The sequence below is a fragment of the Phenylobacterium aquaticum genome (assembly GCF_022695515.1).
GTDB classification, from domain to species: domain Bacteria; phylum Pseudomonadota; class Alphaproteobacteria; order Caulobacterales; family Caulobacteraceae; genus Phenylobacterium; species Phenylobacterium aquaticum.
The window spans coordinates 39,320-56,646 of record NZ_JALDPT010000003.1 but is presented as its reverse complement, the minus strand read 5'-3'; the positions used below and the strand labels follow the sequence as shown (position 1 = coordinate 56,646).

General features: G+C 68.3%; 19 protein-coding genes, 1 tRNA gene and 1 pseudogene. 8 read left to right on the top strand and 13 right to left on the bottom strand.

All coding sequences use genetic code 11. The annotated features are described in order from the left end of the window. Window positions 1-5 precede the first annotated feature (5 nt). Together MQH10_RS03445 and MQH10_RS03440 are read right to left on the bottom strand one after the other, a co-directional pair. Window positions 6-90 (bottom strand) — tRNA-Leu (locus MQH10_RS03445). A gap of 57 nt (window positions 91-147) precedes the next feature. After that, a complete protein-coding gene (locus tag MQH10_RS03440; RefSeq protein WP_242562669.1) occupies window positions 148-402 on the bottom strand; it encodes a FliM/FliN family flagellar motor switch protein in 255 nt (84 codons plus the stop codon). 77 nt (window positions 403-479) lie between these two features. Between MQH10_RS03440 and lipB the strand changes: the two genes are divergently transcribed. After that, the gene (gene lipB, locus MQH10_RS03435) at window positions 480-1,205 is read left to right on the top strand and encodes a lipoyl(octanoyl) transferase LipB (RefSeq protein ID WP_242562668.1); all 726 of its coding nucleotides are present in this window, start codon (window positions 480-482) and stop codon (window positions 1,203-1,205) included. Between the two features lie 170 nt (window positions 1,206-1,375). Here the strand turns inward: lipB and MQH10_RS03430 are convergent, their stop codons facing one another. Then, entirely contained in the window at window positions 1,376-1,780 is a 405-nt protein-coding gene (locus tag MQH10_RS03430) for a DUF805 domain-containing protein (protein WP_242562667.1), read from the bottom strand. A gap of 81 nt (window positions 1,781-1,861) precedes the next feature. Between MQH10_RS03430 and MQH10_RS03425 the strand changes: the two genes are divergently transcribed. After that, window positions 1,862-2,329 (top strand): FKBP-type peptidyl-prolyl cis-trans isomerase, encoded by a 468-nt coding sequence (locus tag MQH10_RS03425; RefSeq protein WP_242562666.1) that lies wholly within the window; start codon window positions 1,862-1,864, stop codon window positions 2,327-2,329. Here MQH10_RS03425 and MQH10_RS03420 read toward each other — a convergent pair. Further along, window positions 2,326-2,934 (bottom strand): TetR/AcrR family transcriptional regulator, encoded by a 609-nt coding sequence (locus tag MQH10_RS03420; RefSeq protein ID WP_242562665.1) that lies wholly within the window; start codon window positions 2,932-2,934, stop codon window positions 2,326-2,328. The two genes, MQH10_RS03425 and MQH10_RS03420, sit on opposite strands and share 4 nt — an antisense overlap. A gap of 113 nt (window positions 2,935-3,047) precedes the next feature. Between MQH10_RS03420 and MQH10_RS03415 the strand changes: the two genes are divergently transcribed. After that, entirely contained in the window at window positions 3,048-4,379 is a 1,332-nt protein-coding gene (locus MQH10_RS03415) for an oxygenase MpaB family protein (RefSeq protein ID WP_242562664.1), read from the top strand. 76 nt (window positions 4,380-4,455) lie between these two features. Here MQH10_RS03415 and MQH10_RS03410 read toward each other — a convergent pair whose 3' ends face one another. Then, window positions 4,456-6,435 carry an acetyl-CoA carboxylase biotin carboxylase subunit gene (locus MQH10_RS03410; protein WP_242562663.1) on the bottom strand — a complete coding sequence of 660 codons (1,980 nt, stop codon included), beginning with the start codon at window positions 6,433-6,435 and terminating at the stop codon, window positions 4,456-4,458. A gap of 115 nt (window positions 6,436-6,550) precedes the next feature. On the opposite strand from MQH10_RS03410, the gene msrB reads away from it, so the two are divergent. Next, window positions 6,551-7,048: a peptide-methionine (R)-S-oxide reductase MsrB gene (gene msrB, locus MQH10_RS03405; protein ID WP_242562662.1), complete on the top strand. Its 498-nt coding sequence runs from the start codon at window positions 6,551-6,553 to the stop codon at window positions 7,046-7,048. Here the strand turns inward: msrB and MQH10_RS03400 are convergent. After that, complete coding sequence (locus MQH10_RS03400) at window positions 6,973-7,479, bottom strand: hypothetical protein (protein ID WP_242562661.1); 507 nt, start codon at window positions 7,477-7,479, stop codon at window positions 6,973-6,975. The genes msrB and MQH10_RS03400 overlap by 76 nt on opposite strands. 85 nt (window positions 7,480-7,564) lie before the next feature. Then, a complete protein-coding gene (locus MQH10_RS03395) occupies window positions 7,565-8,371 on the bottom strand; it encodes an aminoglycoside phosphotransferase family protein (RefSeq protein WP_242562660.1) in 807 nt (268 codons plus the stop codon). 119 nt (window positions 8,372-8,490) lie between these two features. Here MQH10_RS03395 and MQH10_RS03390 point away from each other — a divergent pair, with 119 nt between their 5' ends. Further along, the gene (locus MQH10_RS03390; RefSeq protein WP_242562659.1) at window positions 8,491-9,810 is read left to right on the top strand and encodes a metal-dependent hydrolase family protein; all 1,320 of its coding nucleotides are present in this window, start codon (window positions 8,491-8,493) and stop codon (window positions 9,808-9,810) included. Here MQH10_RS03390 and MQH10_RS03385 read toward each other — a convergent pair. The 3 genes and pseudogenes from MQH10_RS03385 to MQH10_RS03375 all read right to left on the bottom strand — a co-directional run bounded on the left by MQH10_RS03385 (window position 9,807) and on the right by MQH10_RS03375 (window position 13,124). After that, window positions 9,807-11,198 (bottom strand): amidase family protein, encoded by a 1,392-nt coding sequence (locus MQH10_RS03385; protein ID WP_242562658.1) that lies wholly within the window; start codon window positions 11,196-11,198, stop codon window positions 9,807-9,809. The genes MQH10_RS03390 and MQH10_RS03385 overlap by 4 nt on opposite strands. Before the next feature lie 66 nt (window positions 11,199-11,264). Continuing rightward, on the bottom strand, window positions 11,265-11,525 hold the full coding sequence (locus tag MQH10_RS03380; RefSeq protein WP_242562657.1) for an SWFGD domain-containing protein: 261 nt from the start codon (window positions 11,523-11,525) through the stop codon (window positions 11,265-11,267). 67 nt (window positions 11,526-11,592) lie between these two features. After that, window positions 11,593-13,124, bottom strand: a pseudogene (locus MQH10_RS03375) (acyl-CoA carboxylase subunit beta). Between the two features lie 185 nt (window positions 13,125-13,309). On the opposite strand from MQH10_RS03375, the gene yghU reads away from it, so the two are divergent. The 3 genes from yghU to MQH10_RS03360 all read left to right on the top strand — a co-directional run bounded on the left by yghU (window position 13,310) and on the right by MQH10_RS03360 (window position 15,325). Beyond that, the gene (yghU, locus tag MQH10_RS03370; protein ID WP_242562656.1) at window positions 13,310-14,200 is read left to right on the top strand and encodes a glutathione-dependent disulfide-bond oxidoreductase; all 891 of its coding nucleotides are present in this window, start codon (window positions 13,310-13,312) and stop codon (window positions 14,198-14,200) included. 22 nt (window positions 14,201-14,222) lie between these two features. After that, window positions 14,223-14,849 carry an NUDIX hydrolase gene (locus MQH10_RS03365; RefSeq protein WP_242562655.1) on the top strand — a complete coding sequence of 209 codons (627 nt, stop codon included), beginning with the start codon at window positions 14,223-14,225 and terminating at the stop codon, window positions 14,847-14,849. 98 nt (window positions 14,850-14,947) lie between these two features. Beyond that, window positions 14,948-15,325: a limonene-1,2-epoxide hydrolase family protein gene (locus MQH10_RS03360; protein WP_242562654.1), complete on the top strand. Its 378-nt coding sequence runs from the start codon at window positions 14,948-14,950 to the stop codon at window positions 15,323-15,325. Window positions 15,326-15,328: 3 nt separating this feature from the next. Here the strand turns inward: MQH10_RS03360 and MQH10_RS03355 are convergent, their stop codons facing one another. The 3 genes from MQH10_RS03355 to MQH10_RS03345 form a co-directional block, all read right to left on the bottom strand. After that, complete coding sequence (locus tag MQH10_RS03355) at window positions 15,329-15,706, bottom strand: hypothetical protein (RefSeq protein ID WP_242562653.1); 378 nt, start codon at window positions 15,704-15,706, stop codon at window positions 15,329-15,331. 194 nt (window positions 15,707-15,900) lie between these two features. Next, window positions 15,901-16,305, bottom strand: coding sequence for an endonuclease domain-containing protein (locus tag MQH10_RS03350; protein ID WP_272886693.1), 405 nt, complete (start codon window positions 16,303-16,305; stop codon window positions 15,901-15,903). A 212-nt stretch (window positions 16,306-16,517) separates the two neighbouring features. Beyond that, window positions 16,518-17,246, bottom strand: a complete 729-nt coding sequence (locus MQH10_RS03345; RefSeq protein WP_242562651.1) for an ATP12 family chaperone protein — start codon at window positions 17,244-17,246, stop codon at window positions 16,518-16,520. Window positions 17,247-17,327 lie beyond the last annotated feature (81 nt).

Genomic DNA, 17,327 nt, shown 5'->3' with positions numbered 1-17,327 from the left:
TTCACTGGTGCGGTCGAGAAGACTCGAACTTCCACGGGTTGCCCCACAGCGACCTCAACGCTGCGCGTCTACCAATTCCGCCACGACCGCGCGTGGTGAGGCGCGGGGGTAGCAAACCCCCACGCCGGGCGCAAGCGCTCTGGAGAATTAGGCGTAACCGCCGGCCATATAGTCGTAGACATTGGCGGCGCGGGTGACGGCGATCGAAATGCGATCGTCATTGATCTGGATCTCGCCGCGGGCCACCGGGTGGTTGTTGGCCAGGATCCAGACTTCCTCGTTCACGGTGGCGTCCAGGGGAATCACCGCGCCGCGACCCATGCGCAGGAGCTGCTGCATGGGCAGGACCGAACGGCCGAGAACCACAGCGATCTCGACATTGACGGCGTTAACTTGACCCAAAGCGCGACACCTCGAAACACGGACGAACCGAAGCGCCCATGGCGCCACGCCGACTGAAGGGCCACATTGCAGCACACATGCTTGACCGCTCGTTAAACCTCGACCTTGAGACGCCGATTTTCGGGCGCGACGATGCGGCTCCCTGCGGCTGGGCGATCTCGTCCGGGCCCGTGGATTATCCGGCCGCCGTCGCCGCCATGGAGGCCCGCGCCCAGGCCATTTCCGAGGGCCGCGCAGGCGAGCTGGTCTGGCTCCTGGAGCACCCGCCCCTTTACACCGCCGGCGTTTCGGCGAAATCCGCCGACCTCCTGGCCCCCGACCGCTTCCCGGTGTTCGAGACCGCGCGCGGCGGCCAGTACACCTATCACGGCCCCGGCCAGCGGGTGGCCTATGTGATGCTCGACCTCACCCGCCGCCAGCGCGACGTGCGCGCCTTCGTCGCGGCCCTGGAAGCCTGGGTCATCGGGGCGCTCGCCCGCTTCAATGTCGAGGGTGCGATTCGGCCCGGCCGTGTCGGGGTCTGGGTCGAACGCCGGGTCTCCGGCGCGCCGCCGCGCGAGGACAAGATCGCCGCCATCGGGGTCAAGCTGCGCAAGTGGGTCTCGTTCCACGGCGTCTCGCTGAACGTCGAGCCGGACCTCAGCCACTTCGACGGCATCGTCCCCTGCGGCATCACCGAGCACGGGGTCACCAGCCTGGTCGACCTCGGCCTGCCCGTCACCCTCGACGACGCCGACGCCGCGCTCAAGGCCAGCTTCGAATTGGTCTTCGGCCGGACGGTCGTGGTCGAGCCCCCGGTCTAAGGGACCGCCCCCAATCCGCTCATCCCGGCGAATGCCGGGACCCAGATGGAATGGCTCAGGGGTGGGTTCCAGATGCGCGGAGCTGATCCAAACCGCTATCCAGCCTTGGGATCTGGGTCCCGGCATTCGCCGGGATGAGCGGATGAAATTGCATTCGTGCCACGGCGCCCTCAGGCCACCGCCGGCCGAAGCGGGTTCACCCCGAATCGATTGGCGCCCAGTTCGCCCGGCATGACGCCCAGCTCGACCACGGCCCAGACGATGACGATGGAGAACAGGAAGTCGAATAGCCCCACCGGCTGCGGCCATACCGCCACCAACGCGAACAGGATCAACGCCGCCAGCCAGCCGGTGCGCCCCCGATCATGCAGCCGCTTCGACAGCACGCAGGCGCCGCAATAGAACAGGGCAGGATAGACGAACCAGCCGGTCAGCCAGTGCACGGGGGTGGGAACCACGGCCTCATAGGCCGAAACCAGGCCGATCAGGATCGCGCTGGCGATGAGGAACGGCGTCCGCGACAGCCGTCCCGTGGCGGTGAAGAACAGCTCTCCCCACGCGATCTGGCCGTTCATGCTGCCTCCATCGGACTCGCCGCCACAATATAGTAGGCTCGGCCATTCCACCAATCGGCCGGTCCGGCCGGGAGCGCTCCCATGATCAAGCCCGCCCTGGCGCTCGCCGCCGCCCTCCTCGCCGCGGCCCCGGCCCTGGCCCGCGCCGACGCGCTCGCCGACAACGCGGCCTTCCTGGCGGCCAACGCCAAGGCCCCTGGCGTCGTCAGCCTGCCGGCCCTGCAGTACAAGATCATCAAGTCCGGCCCCGCCGACGGCCCCCACCCCACCCGCGCCAGCACCATCCACGTGAAGTACGAAGGCCGCCTCTTGAGCGGCAAGGTGTTCAACACCTCCCAGGAGGTCAGCCCCGCCGACGGGATCGCGGTCTTCCCCCTGCAGAAGCTGATCCCCGGCTGGGTCACCCTCCTCCAGCTCATGCGCCCGGGCGACGTCTGGGAAGCCTATCTGTCGCCGGAATTCGCCTATGGCCATCCGGGCAAGGAGACCATCCCGCCCGACAGCCTGCTGATCTTCAAGATCGAGTTGGTCAGCGTCGATCCGGCCTAGCCGCCCCGCCCCTGCCGCTCGGCCAGGGCGGAGATATAGCTCTCCATCAGCCGCACCAGTTCGTCCTCCAGGGCCTGGGGATCGAGGCCCAGGCCCGGCTCGGCGGCCGCGGCGCGCAAGAGGCCGATCGCGGCGTGGGTCAGGACGAAGGCCGTTTCGGGCGTCAGCTCGACGCTGAGCTTGGCGCGGCCCTCGATCGCCGCGAGAAACGCCTGGTGATGAGCGAGCAGCGCCCCCTCTCCGCCGCGCTCGATCAGGGCGTCCATCATCGCCCGCCGGGTCTCGGGCTCCCCCTGGAAGCTGGCCATCAGGGCCCGCACGATGGTCCGCACGCTGCCCAGCGTCGGCTGGGCGATCACGGTGGCGGCGATATGGTCGCGCACAGCGGCCGCCCGGCGCTCGGCCAGGGCGCCCAATATGTCCTGTCGCCCGCCGAAATACTGATAGAGCGTGCCGATGCTCACCCCCGCCCGCTCGGCGATGCGGTTGGTGTTGAACCGCGCCGGCCCCTCGGCCTCCAGAAGTTGAAGGGCCGCCTCGAGAATGGCGTCCACCGTGGCCCCGGCCCGCGCCTGGCGCGGCGATCGCCTTTGTCTTTCAGCCACTTGCCGGCCCTTCCGAAAGCCCGCCGCCCGTGCGGCGGAAGGCGAGTAGGAACATGAGCAATGCTTACATATCTTCCTGGGACTGCAAGCTCCCCTTTGCATCCAGGACGCCGATGACCCCGCAGATCGACCAGGTGCGCGCGCGCGTGGCCGCCCAGAAGACCGCCCTTCCCGGCCTCTATGGCGAGGTCGACTTCGACCGCGTCCCCGAGCGCTTCACCGAGAATCCGGCTGAGAGCGTGGCTGGCGGGGGCCGCGCCCCCGGCGTCGCCCCGACCGCCGACGACCTGGCCCTGGTGCGCGCCTACACCCTGATGGGCGACCGCACCGCGGACGCCTATGCGGCCCTGATGCCGACCCACAAGTTCGGCCAGCTGATCGGCATGCTCACCGCCGCCTGCGACCACGGCATAGAGGCCGTGCCCAATGCTCCTCCCGAGCTGAAGGCCTTCATCGCCGACATGGAGCGGATCCCCGATTGGCTGGACATGGATCTGGTGCGCGAGGGCGCCCGGGCCGACCTGAACAGCACGGCCAACCTCGCCCCCTACGCCATCCGCGGGGCCTTCGTGGCCACCTTCATGAACAAGTACTCGGCCCTGCCCATGGCCCTGACCGGCACGCTGGGTCACGAGACCGCGGCCAAGCGGGTGAACGAGACGGCGACCTTCTTCGCCACCACCGTCCTGCCGGGCGCCCTGGAACGTCACGGCCCCGGCTTCAAGGCCGCCGCCATGGTGCGGCTGATGCACTCCATGGTGCGCTTCAACGCCCTGCGCCGCGCCGGCGCCTGGGATACGGGCGTCTATGGGGTGCCGATCCCCCAGGTCGACCAGATGCCCGCCGGCCTGATCCCCATCTTCCTGATGTCCTATCGCCTGATGGCCAAGGGCAAGACGACCTTCACCCGCAAGCAGCGCGCCCAGGTCGAGCTGGCCCGCTATCGCTGCTTCCTGCTGGGCCTGCCCGAGGACCTCCTGTCCGACACGCCCGAGGGGATCGTGCGGATCATGAACGCCCGCAGCCAGACCCTGCGCCGGGGCTTCGACGACGAAACCTGCGGGACCCTGGTCCGCGCGACGCTCGCCGCCTATCTGCCGCCGGACCAGAGCCTGGGCAACCGCATCCATAACGGGCTGGAGCGCGGCTTCGCCAAGCTGTTCTTCGTGCGCCAGTTCCTGGCCGGCGACGCGCGCAAGGCCGCCGCCATGGGGGTGAAGATCACCGCCGGCGACCGCGCCGCCTTCGCCGCCGTGGCCCTGCTGGTGGTCACCCGGGTGATGGCCTATCGGCTCGCCCTGGCGATCCCGGGAGTGAAGAACCTGGCCGAGGCCGCCCTGGTCCGCCGCATCCGCCGCCTGCTCACCCGCTACGGCCACGCCGAGTTCACGAGCAACGCGGAGCAATACCGCCCGGCGGTGGGATCGATGAAGGCGGCGGCCTAAGCCGCGCAGCCTCTTCCCCCGCTCATTCCCGCGAAGGCGGGAACCCAAGCCGGGTCAAAGGTCCCCAGACCGCCGCTTAGGCGAACTCGATCAGCACCTCGTCGGCGGCCACCGAATCCCCGGCCTGGGCGCCGATGGCCTTCACCACCCCGTCGCGCTCGGCGCGGATGATGTTCTGCATCTTCATGGCCTCGATGATCGCCACCTGCTCGCCGGTGCGCACTGACTGGCCGGCGGTCACGTCCATGGTCACCACCAAGCCCGGCATGGGCGAGAGGATCTGCTTGGAGGTGTCGGCCGCCTTCTTCGGCGGCAGCTTCTCGTGCAGCTCGGCCGACCGCGGGGTCAGGACCAGGACATGCAGGGTCGTGGCCCGGTGGCGGACCGTGAAGCCCTCGGCCGCCGGCTTCACCGCCACGGTGAAGGGCTTGCCATCGAACTTGGCGCGGAAGATCCGCAGGCCGGGACGCCATTCGACATCGGTCAGGCCGAACTTGCGGCCGGTCTCGATCATCTCGACCTGGAAGGACGAGCCGCCGTTCGACAGCCGCACATTCCGCTTGTCCGAGCCCGCGATCACCACCCATTCGTCGCGCACCAGCTGGGGCGCCGAGCGGGCCGTGACGATGCGGTGCATGGCGCAGGCCACGGCCGACATCAGGTCGCGCTGATAGTCCGTGGGCGGGGTCCCGGCGAAGCCTTCCGGGAACTCGTCCTTGATGTAGTTGGTGGACAGGACGCCCGACCGGAACCGCGCCTGGTCCATCACCGCGGCCAGGAACGGGATGTTCTGGCCCAGGCCCTCGATGTGGAAGTCCTCCAGCGCCCGGCCCATCACGTCGATGGCCGCGATCCGGGTCTCGCCCCAGGTCGAGAGCTTGGAGATCATCGGGTCGTAGAACATCGAGATCTCGTCGCCCTCGCGGACGCCCGCGTCATTGCGCACGATCCCGCCGTCGACCTCGCCCTCCTTCGGCGGCGAATAGCGCACCAGCCGGCCGATCGAGGGCAGGAAGCCGCGATAGGGATCTTCCGCATAGATGCGGCTCTCCATCGCCCAGCCCTTGATCTTCAGGTCCTTCTGGCTGAACGCCAGCTTCTCGCCATAGGCCGAACGGATCATCTGCTCGACCAGGTCGACGCCGGTGATCAGCTCGGTGACCGGGTGCTCCACCTGCAGGCGGGTGTTCATTTCCAGGAAGAAGAAGCTCTTGTCCTGGCCGGCCACGAACTCGACCGTCCCGGCCGAGTCATAGTTCACGGCCTTGGCCAGAGCGACGGCCTGGGCGCCCATGGCCGCGCGGGTGGCCTCATCGAGCAGGGGCGACGGCGCCTCCTCGATGACCTTCTGGTTGCGCCGCTGGATCGAGCATTCGCGCTCGAACAGGTGGACGACATTGCCGTGCTTGTCGCCCAGCACCTGGATCTCGATGTGGCGCGGGCTCTCGATGAACTTCTCGATGAAGATCCGGTCGTCGCCGAAGCTGGCCTTGGCCTCGGCGCGCACCGCCGGGAAGCCCTCTTCCACGTCCTTCTGGGTCCAGGCGACCCGGATGCCCTTGCCGCCGCCGCCGGCCGAGGCCTTGATCATCACCGGATAGCCGATGTCTTCGCTGATCTTGATGGCGTGGGCGGTGTCGGCGATCTCGCCCACATGGCCCGGCACCACCGAGACATTGGCCTTGGCCGCGAACTTCTTGGATTCGATCTTGTCGCCCATCGCCTCGATGGCGTGGGGGTTGGGCCCGATGAAGACGATGCCCTCGGCGGCCAGCCGCTTGGCGAAGCCGGCGTTCTCCGACAGGAAGCCGAAGCCAGGGTGGACGGCTTCCGCGCCGGTCTGGCGACAGGCGTCGACGATCTTGTCGGCCACCAGATAGCTTTGGGCGGCGGGCGCCGGACCGATGAACACGGTCTCGTCGGCCATCTCGACCGCCATCGAATCGGCGTCGGCCTCGGAATAGACCACCACGGTGGCGATCCCCAGCCGGCGGCAGGTCTTGATGATGCGGACCGCGATCTCGCCACGGTTGGCGATCAGGATTTTGGAGAACATGGGCCTCGACTGGTCTCTACTGGGGGGCCGGCTTGAAGCCGCCATCGGCGATCATGAAATGTAACCTCATAGGAGGCGCTTTCGTACTTAAGCGCGGAACCTTAGAGTGGACCCCATGGACAAGCCAGCGACCTCCCCTTCCGGATTTGATCTCTCGCCGCCCGACGCTGCGGAACGCAAGCGTCTGGAATCAGGACTTTCGCGCGAGGAGGCCGAGGTGCTGCTGCATCACGGCACCGAGGCGCCGTTCTGCGGCGGCCTGCTCGATAACAAGGAGGACGGCGTCTATTGCTGCCGCCTCTGCGGCCTGCCCCTGTTCCGCGCCCACACCAAGTTCGAGAGCGGCACCGGCTGGCCGAGCTTCTACGCCCCCTTCGACGAATCCCACGTCGTGGCGGTGCGCGACACCAGCTACGGCATGATCCGCATCGAGACCCGCTGCGCCCGTTGCGGCAGCCACCAGGGCCACGTCTTCCCCGACGGCCCGCCGCCGACCCGCCTGCGCTACTGCATCAATTCGGTGTCGCTCGAGTTCGTTCAGGACGGCTCGCCGCTGCGCGATCCCTTGGAGCGCGGCGACGGCCTGGCTATGGCGCCCTTGGGCAGCACGTGATCTCCATCGCCTTCCCAGCCCAGGTGCGCGAGCACCTGGAACAGGAAGGCGGTTGACCACCCGATCAGCAGCATGCCGTTGATCCCCTCCAGCACGCCCACGATCCGCCAGGCCTTGGGCAGGATGGCGCCTGTCTCGCCCAGGGTCGAATAGGCGCTGGTCGAAAAATAGAGGCACTGCTCCAGGGTCGGCAGCATGCCCATCTTCCAGTAGATCAGGGCGTAGACCCAGATCTCGATCCCGTGGATCACGAACAGCCCCAAGACCATTCCGATCGGCACGATCATCCGGTCGAGGTGGATCCACTTGGCGAAGCGCTCCAGGTGCCAACGGGTGATCAGTTGCAGGGCGTCGAGCCCCAGCAGGTGGACCACCACCGTGGCCGTCACGATCCCCGTCGCCAGGGCCAGTTCCGCGATCAGATTGTCCATCCAGCCCTGCACATTTCGTCCTTCTCCCCTTGCGGGAGAAGGCTAGGTAAACCAGCTCACCGTCCCTGCCACGGCCCGCCTTGATTCAAAGCAAGGCCGCCGCGGCGTCGGCGATCGCCAGCGCCCGCCAAGGATCGTCGCCGTCGCTGAGCGTCCAGGCCGCCGACAGGCCGCAATAGGCCACCACCCACTGCAGAAGCCGCACGGGCGCCAGGCCCGAGGCCTGCGCGACACAGGCGAGCCGCCGCTCAAGCGCGCCAGGGGCCAGGGCCGTCTCGATGTCCGGATTGCAGAAGATGTTGGCGTAGTCGTAGCCGGGATCGCCCAGCAGGCCCTTGGGGTCGATGGCCAGCCAGCCTCGGGGCCCGAAGTCCAGCACATTGCCGTGGTGCAGGTCGCCATGCAGGACGCAAGGGCCGGCCTGTTCCGCCAGCAGGGCCCGGGCCAGGTCGGCCGACCGCCGATAGGCGCCGCCCCGGGCTTCGGCCACCGGCCAGAGCGCACGAAATCTCTGGTCGAGGGGGATCAGGCCGCTGGGCGCCGCCGCTGGGCGCGGGGCGTGCAGCCGGGCGCCGGCGGCGCAGAGAATCCGGCAGGCTGCATCGTCGTCGCCCCGGCGGGCCATCTGCGCCAAGGCGTCGGGGCTCAGGGCCCGCTCCAGCAGCAGGGCGTCATCCTCGCGGGCGAACACCTTCGCCGCCCCGTCGCCGCCCCACCAGCTCATCAGGGCGCCGCCGGCGATCTCCTCCGGGGCCGTGCTGACCTTGAGCATGGCCGCCTGCCCGCGCCAGAGGACCGGACGCAGCCGCCCGGCCAGGCTGGCGAACGCCTCGCCGTCGGGCTCCAGCGCCCAGCGGGCGATCCAGTGGTCGAGGCGGGCGTCGAGGGTCACGTCGCCAGCCTAGCCTCCGGGCGCCCCGCCACGCCAGCGCGGGTTTGACGCCGCCCGCCCACGCCCTCAACATCGCCGCCAAAGGAGCCGGACGGCTCCGCTCAGTGGGGTGTTCCAGTATGCAAAGCTTCAAGTCCCAGACGGCGCTCGCCGTGGTCCTCGCCGCCGCCTGCCTGGCCACGCCGGCCCTGGCCAAGGATGTCGTCATCCATGCCGGCCGTCTGATCGACGGGGTCGGCAAGGCGCCGCGCGCCCAGGTCTCGATCCTGATCCATGACGACCGCATCACCAGCGTCGAGCCGGGCTTCGTCACCCCGGCCGGGACCGAGGTCATCGACCTGTCCAACGCCACCGTCCTGCCCGGCCTGATCGACGCCCACGACCACATCACCGGCGAGTTCGACGGCGGCAACCCGATCGTCGAGGCGGTGACCGAGAACGGCTATGACAGCGCCTATGTCTCGGTCGGCGCCGCCTGGCGCACCCTGCAGGCCGGCTTCACCACCATCCGCGACGTCGGCGGCCAGAACGAGGTGGTCATCGCCATGAAGAAGGCGATCGCCAAGGGCCGCATTCCGGGCCCGCGCATGTTCGTGGCCGGCGAGCCGCTCGGCCCCACCGGCGGTCACGGCGATCCGGCCAACGGCCTGGACAGCGAGCTCAGCCATCCCGGCTGGACAGAGTCCCTGGTCGACAGCCCCGAGGGCGCGCGGCGCACCGTCCGCGCCTTCCGCCGCGAGGGCGTCGACCTGATCAAGATCATGCCGTCCGGCGGCGTCCTGTCGATCGGCGACAATCCCGACGAACAGCTGATGGCCGATGACGAGATCACGGCCGTGGTCCAGACCGCCCACTCCCTCGGCCTCAAGGTCGCGGCCCACGCCCACGGCAAGGAGGCCATCGACAAGGCCGTGACGCTGGGCGTCGATTCCATCGAGCACGGCTCCTTCGCCGACGCGGACAGCTACAAGCTGATGAAGGCCCACGGGACCTATCTGGTCCCCACCCTGCTGGTTGGCGACACGGCCATGAAGATCGCCCGCGCCCACCCGGAACAGCTCAACCCCTCCTCCGCCGCCAAGGCGCTGAAGGTCGGGCCGATCCTCTTGAAGAACCTCGGCGACGCCTATCATGCCGGCGTCAAGATCGCCTTCGGCACCGACGAGGGCCTCGCCCCGCACGGTGACAACGGCCGCGAGTTCGCCCTGATGGTGAAGGCCGGCATGACCCCGATGGACGCCATACTCGCCGCCACCGCCGGCGGCTCGGACCTGATCGGCGACGCCAAGGACATCGGATCGGTCCAGACCGGCCGCTACGCCGACATCATCGCCGTCTCCGGCGATCCGCTGGCCGACATCACCGAGCTGGAGCGCGTCCAGTTCGTGATGAAGGGCGGCGTCGTCTACAAGGCCGCCGGCAAGCCGGTCAGGCCCTAATAGCCCGGCGGCTTCCGGAACCCGCCGAATTCGCGCTCCAGCAGGCCGGCGAAGGCGATGGTGGTGCGGTCCTCCAGGAAGCCGCCGATGATCTGTATGCCGACCGGCAGGCCCTCCGGGGTCTGACCGATCGGCGCCGCGGTCGCCGGCAGATTGGCGAAGGTGGCGAGGGCCGGCCAGGCCAGCTGGCCGAAATAGGGCGTCGCCGCGCCATTGATCGTCAGCGTCCGGGCGTGCCGGTCCGGGTTCGGGTCATGCGGAAAGGCCACGGTCCCGAAGGCCGGCGCCAGCACCACATCGAAGCGTTCGAACAGGGCGGCCCATTGCCGGCGGACCATCACCTGGCCATCCAGCCTATCCATATAGGTATGGGCCGAGACCGTCTGCGGTCCTGGCGGCGCCCCGCGCGACATGACCACGTTGACCAGGCCCAGATAGAGGTCATGCGCCTGGGCGAGGTCGGGCAGCAGCTCGCTCTCGAACGCCACCTCCGCCCCCAGGTCGTCCAGCCGTTGGGCGAGGTCCCGTAAGGGGCCAGAGACCGCCTCGTCCAGCGCCGCGAGCGGATGGCTGTCGATGACCAGGACCCGATAGTCCGCCAGCCGCGCGTGCCGCGGCGCGGGCAGGTCCAGCCGATAGCCCTTGGCCTCGTCGCCCGCCGGGCCGGCCAGCACGCTGAGCGCCAGTTCCAGATCCACGGCCGTCCGCGCCATGGGTCCGATGACGCCAAGCGGCACGCCGTCTCCGTCCGTCCCCGGCGGCGTATGGCCGCGCTGGGGGATCAGGTCGAAGCTGGGCTTGTGGCCATAGACCCCGCAGAACACCGAGGGGATGCGGATCGACCCGCCGATGTCGGAGCCGAACTCCAGCGGGACCATGCCCGCCGCCAGGGCCGCCGCCGACCCGCCCGAGGACCCGCCCGGCGACCGGCCCAGGTCCCAGGGGTTCGAGGTGCGGCCATAGATCGGGTTGGCGGTCTGCCAGTCGGCCAGGAAGGGCGGCACATTGGTCTTGCCCAGCACCACCGCACCCGCCGCCTTCAGCCGCGCGACGCCGATGGAATCAGCCTCCGCCGTCCAGCCGCCGAACGCCTCCGAGCCCCAGGTGGTCGGCAGGCCGGAGACATTGTGCGCCTCCTTCACCGTCATCGGCACGCCTAGCAGCGGCCGGCGTTCGCCTCGCGCGATGGCAGCATCGGCGGCCCGGGCGTCGGCCAGGGCGCGGTCGAAGTCGCGCACCACCACCGCATTGATCGGCCCGTCCAGCCGCTCGATCCGGGCGATGGCCGCGTTGGTCAGCTCCACAGAGCTGATCTGGCGCGCCGCGAGATCGACCACCAGGTCGGCGGCGGTCGCATAGCTGAGGTCGTCTGAAAGGGTCGCGCTCATCTGCGCCTCGCAAGCTGTCGGAGGCAGTCAGATCAGCACTGGCGGCGCGCGACGTCTAGCGCGAGATCAGGCGGGCTTGTCGCCCTTGGACGGCGGCGTGTGGTCGGCTTCGGAGATATCGGCCTCGCGGCGCCGCTCGGCCTCGCGGTCGCCGAACCAGCTCGCCATCTCGTCGGAGGCGCGTTCCAGCGGACCGCGCGGCGTGGCCTTGGGCGGGTCGGTCGCGTCACCCGCGGCGATGCGGTGGCCCTGATATGGATTGACGAAGCGCAGGCCGTTCAGGCCCTGGGGCCCTGACGACGGACCACCGACTGATCTTTGAACCATACGACCCTCCCGGGGAATGCTCATGGCGACCCATGAACGCCCCCGCAAAGGCCCCGGTTCCCGCCCCCTAGAGCGGAATGTTGTCGTGCTTCTTCCAGGGGTTTGTCAGCTCCTTGCCGCGCAGGTTCTTCAGCGCCCGCGCGATCCGCCGGCGCGTGCCGTGCGGCATGATCACGTCGTCGATGAAGCCGCGGCTGGCCGCCACGAAGGGATTGGCGAAGCGTTCCTTGTACTCCGCCTCCCGCGCGCTGATCGCGTCCGGATCGCCGATCTCCGAGCGGAAGATGATCTCCACCGCCCCCTTGGCGCCCATCACCGCGATCTCGGCCGACGGCCAGGCGTAGTTGATGTCGCCGCGCAGGTGCTTGGAGCTCATCACGTCATAGGCGCCGCCATAGGCCTTGCGGGTGATCAGGGTCACCTTCGGCACCGTGGCCTCGGCATAGGCGAACAACAGCTTGGCACCGTGGCGGATCAGGCCGCCCTGCTCCTGCTTGGTGCCCGGCATGAAGCCCGGCACGTCGACGAAGGTCACCAGCGGGATCTCGAAGGCGTCGCAGAACCGCACGAAGCGGGCCGCCTTGCGCGAGGAATCGATGTCGAGCACGCCGGCCAGCACCTGGGGCTGGTTCGCGACGACGCCCACCGTGCGCCCGTCCACCCGGCCGAAACCGCAAATGATGTTCTTGGCGAAGTCCGGCGAGATCTCGAAGAAATCCATCTCGTCCACGACCTTCAGGATCAGCTCCTTCATGTCGTAGGGCTTGTTCGGATTGGCCGGGACCAGGCTGTCCAGGCTGGGATCCTCGCGGTTCGGATCGTCGAAGCTCTCGCGCTCCGGCGGCTCTTCCCGATTCGACAGCGGCAGAAAGTCGATCAGCCGGCGGACCTGGGTGAGCGCCTCCAGGTCGTTCTCGAAGGCGCCGTCGGCCACGCCCGACTTCATGGCGTGGACGCGATAGCCGCCCAGCTCCTCGTGGGTGACCTCTTCATGGGTGACCGTCTTCACGACGTCCGGCCCGGTCACGTACATGTAGCTCGTGTCCTTCACCATGAAGATGAAGTCGGTGATCGCCGGCGAATAGACGTCGCCGCCCGCGCAGGGGCCCATGATCACGCTGATCTGCGGGATGACGCCCGAGGCCAGGGTGTTCTGCAGGAAGATGTCGGCATAGCCGGCCAGGCCGTCCACGCCCTCCTGGATGCGCGCGCGCCGGCGTCGAACAGGCCGATGATCGGCGCGCCGACCTTCAGCGCCTGCTGCTGCACCTTGACGATCTTCTGGGCGTGGGCGTTGGAAAGAGACCCGCCGAACACCGTGAAATCCTTGGAGAACACGAAGACCACGCGGCCGTTGATCGTGCCCCAGCCGGTGACGACACCGTCGCCCGGCACCTTCTGCTCAGCCATGCCGAAATCCACCGCCCGGTGCTCGACGAACATGTCGAACTCCTCGAACGATCCCTCGTCCAGCAGCAGGTCGAGCCGTTCCCGCGCCGTCAGCTTGCCCTTGGCGTGCTGATTGGCGATCCGGCGTTCGCCGCCGCCGGCCCGGGCCTCGTCTCTGCGACGCTCCAGCTCTTCGAGAATGTGCTTCACGCCCCGGCCTCCTTAAACGCTGCACGAAGCCCTAGTCGGGCTTGGCGGGAGTGGCAAGTTCACGGGGCGTCAGGCGCCGCTGCGTCGCCGCCTCAGCTATTTTGACTAGCCAAGCGCCAATAGCCGCCCCACATCGTCAGCTTAACCGCGCCACGCCGCTCAAGAGACGCATCGAGGAGACACCCATGGCCGACGACGCCCCCTACACGCCCCCCAAGGTCTGGACCTGGAACAAGGACAATGGCGGCCGCTTCGCCAACATCAACCGGCCCATCGCCGGCCCGACCCAGGACAAGGTGCTGCCGGTCGGCAAGCATCCGTTCCAGCTCTATTCCTTGGCCACGCCCAACGGCGTGAAGGTCACGGTGATGTTCGAGGAGCTGCTGGCGCTTGGCCACAAGGGCGCCGAATACGACGCCTGGCTGATCAATATCGGCTCGGGCGACCAGTTCGGCTCCGGCTTCGTCGACATCAATCCCAATTCCAAGATCCCGGCCCTGATGGACCGCTCGGGCCCGACCCCGATCCGCATCTTCGAATCGGGCGCCATCCTCATCCACCTGGCCGAGAAGTTCGGGGCCTTCCTGCCCACCGACCCGGCCAAGCGCGCCGAAACCCTGTCCTGGCTGATGTGGCAGATGGGCAGCGCGCCCTATCTCGGCGGCGGCCTGGGCCACTTCTACGCCTATGCCCCCTTCAAGATCGAATACGCCATCGACCGCTTCGCCATGGAGGTGAAGCGCCAGATGGACGTGCTCAACCGCCGCCTGGCCGAGAGCGAGTACATCGCCGGCGACGAGTACACGATCGCCGACATGGCCATCTGGGCCTGGTACGGCGCCATGGCCAAGGGCCTGCTCTATGAGGCCGGCGAGTTCCTCTCGGTCCATGAATACACCCATGTGATCCGCTGGACCGACCAGATCGCCGAACGGCCCGCCGTTCAGCGCGGCCGGATGGTCAACCGGGTGTTCGGCGAGCCGTCGAGCCAGCTGCGCGAGCGTCACGACGCCAGCGACTTCGACACCAAGACCCAGGACAAGCTCGACGCCGCGGCCGCCGCCGCCAAGTCGTGATGGGTTCGGGGGGCCGGGGCCGGTGAGCTATCCCTTCTCCCCGGCCTTCCGGGCGGAGATGGCCGCCGCCTGCGCGGCCTTCCCGCGCATCGTCTATGAGGGGCCCAGCCTCAAGCCCGCCGCCGTCGTCCTCACCCTTGTTGAGGCCGATGACGGTTCGGGCGAGACCGCCTTCATCCTGACCCGGCGCGCGGCGGGCCTGCGGGCCCATGCCGGCCAATGGGCCCTGCCCGGCGGTCGCTGCGACGCCGGCGAGACTCTGCAGGAGACGGCGCTCCGCGAACTGCATGAGGAACTGGGTCTGGCCCTGCCCCAGTCCGAGATCCTCGGCGTGCTCGACGACTATCCCAGCCGCTCCGGCTATGCGATCGCCCCGGTCGTGGCCTGGGGCGGGGTCGTGTCCGACCTGACTCCCAATCCCGGCGAGGTGGCCTCAGTCCACTGCTTCCGTCTCGACCGCATCGCCCTGGACGAGGCGGTGGAGTTCGAGACCATTCCGGAAAGCGACCGCCCGCTGATCCGCCTGAACCTGGGCGAGCATCATATCCACGCCCCCACGGCCGCCCTGGTCTACCAGCTGCGCGAACTGGTCGCCGGCCGCATCACCCGGGTGTCGGAGCTGGAGCAGCCGGTCTTCGCCTGGCGCTGACCGCCGGCCCAAGAAATGTAGCGACTGCTACATAATTCGATTGACCGCCGCCTGACTCCGGAGAATTGTAGCGAACGCTACAACTCCGGAGACACCCCATGAGCCAATCGCCCCTCGACGTGGTCCACGCCTTTCTGAAGGCCATGGAGACCCTCGATTACGACACCGCCCTGCCCTACATCGCCGACACCTGCGAGTATGAGAACATGCCGATGGGCAAGGTCCACGGCCCGGCGGGGGTCCGCTCGGTCCTGGAGCCCTTCTTCGCGCCCACCCTCGAGAACGAGTTCAAGATCCTGCGGGAGCTGGCCCAGGGTCCGCTGGTCTTCGCCGAACGCCTCGACCGTCACCGGATCGCCAAGGGCTGGGTCGAACTGCCGGTCACAGGGGTCTTCGAGGTCCACGACGGCAAGATCACCCTGTGGCGCGACTATTTCGACGCCGCGACCATCACCAGCAAATGGCCGACCGCCTGAGGCTCAATGGCCCGCCTTGGCCGGCGTCCAGTCCACGTTGACGATCTTGTCGGCGTGGGCGGCGTTCAGGGTATCACGGCGGGCATAGGCCGGCTGGCAGTCGTCGGCGGGGTTGCCTTCATAGCCCTGCGGATGGCGCGCGGTTATGAAGGTCCGCCAAAGGGATACGAGCTGATCCTGATCCAGGTCGGTCTGGAAGTTGCGGGTCGCATAGACCGGCCCGAGCGCGCCGGCGACATAGTTGTTCTGGTCCACCCGCGGCACGGTCCGGATCGCCAGGCAGAACACCTGCCGCATCTCGCCGGCCTGAGCCGTCCCGGCCGCAAGCCCGGCCGCAAGCCCGGCCGCCAGCGCGGCCCCCATCAGGATCTTCGACAACATAGGCGCCTCCCAGGCCGCGGGATCTGCCGTCCCGTCGCCGCCGATCTTGGGCCGGGAAGCCGGCCAGGTCCATGGGCCTCCGAACACCAAGTTGCTCCCCTCCTGGGGAAACCGTCGCCCGCATGGGCGACTGAGGGGGACTGAAATGCTCTTCAAAAGCCGCTCCATCGGATGCTGAAGGAGTCAAAGTCCCCTCAGTCCGCTTCGCGGCCAGCTCCCCCAAGAGGGGAGCAACTTGGCTGAGCACCACCGGCCTCAATCTCCGCCTCGATCGTTCGCAGCGTGGCGTCCATGTCTTTCAAAACCAGCCTGGCGCTCAAGCGTAGGGTTCGAATGCCGAGCGATCGCAGCCAGACGTCCCGTCGCGCGTCGCGTTCCGGCCGGTCCTCGGTCCCGTGGACATAGCCATCGACCTCAACGCACAGCTTGGTGCTGTCGCAGTAGAAATCGAGGATGTACGGGCCAACCGGATGCTGCTTGCGAAAGTGCAGCCCTAAGAACTGTCGCCCCTTCAGGGCTCGCCAGAGCAAGGCTTCCGGCAGGGTCAACCGACGGCGCAAACCCTTGGCGAAAGCGCGAGTTCGAGGCGACGCCTCCATGACGAACCCCAAGCATATTGAGCTCAGATATGCTCGCTGAAGGTGTGACACGGCACAAGGCAAGTTGCTCCCCTTTTGGGGGAGCTGTCAGCGAAGCTGACTGAGGGGGACTTTGATGGACTTGCTTGGGCGGCTCCCGCGCCGGATGAGAGAGTCAAAGTCCCCCTCAGGCCCTTCGGGCCAGCTCCCCCAGTGGGGGAGCAACTAAGCGCTCAGCCCCGCAACGCCTCGAACCACCGGCCCAGCATCCGCGCTTCGACCAGCAGGCGCGCCGTGCGTTCGGCGGCTTCCTCGTCAATGCCCCATTGCTCTTCCTGGAAGGCCTCGTCGAGCCGCGACAGCTCGAAGGCCTGCTCGCCTGACAGCCAGCCCCTCTGGACCGCGAAGGCCAGCACGGTCGAGCCATAGAGCGGGGTCCCGAAGGCCAGGCCCGCCAGACCGAAATCGTCCAGCTCCAGGGCCAGCGCCTTGACCCGGGCGAGCGTCTCAGCCGGCTGTTCCTGGTGGCGGATGCCGCTGGCCCGCAGGAAGACCAGGCCGATCTCCTCGCGGGCCCGCTCCAGCAGGGGCGCCCAGTGGGTCTCGTGCCGCGCCACCAGGGCGGCGGGGTGTTCGGCGAAATAGCAGATCAGATCCGCGCCGGCGTATTCCGCCAGCTGATCGGCCACCGCCTCGCGGGTCCCCGGGATCGCCTCGATCGCCGTGAAGGCCAGGCGGGTCGCGTGCATCCCGGCCAGGTGGATATGCTCCCCCTGCCCGTCCCATTCCTCGGCGCACATCCGGGCCAGGGCCTCGGTCGGCAGGATCAGCTTGCCGCCCTTGGGCGCGCGAATATTGCGCCCGTCCAACATGACCTCGAATCCGCCTTCGACCGGCCGCACATCCACGGCCTTGTAGAAGCGGCGCGGCTTCTCGCCCGGCTCTCGAAAACCCTTCTGCACGTCTGTCTCCCGGCGGCCGCGACGGAATGGGCGGACCCCGCGCGTGGAAATGATCGCTGCAACGGAAATACGCAAGGACGT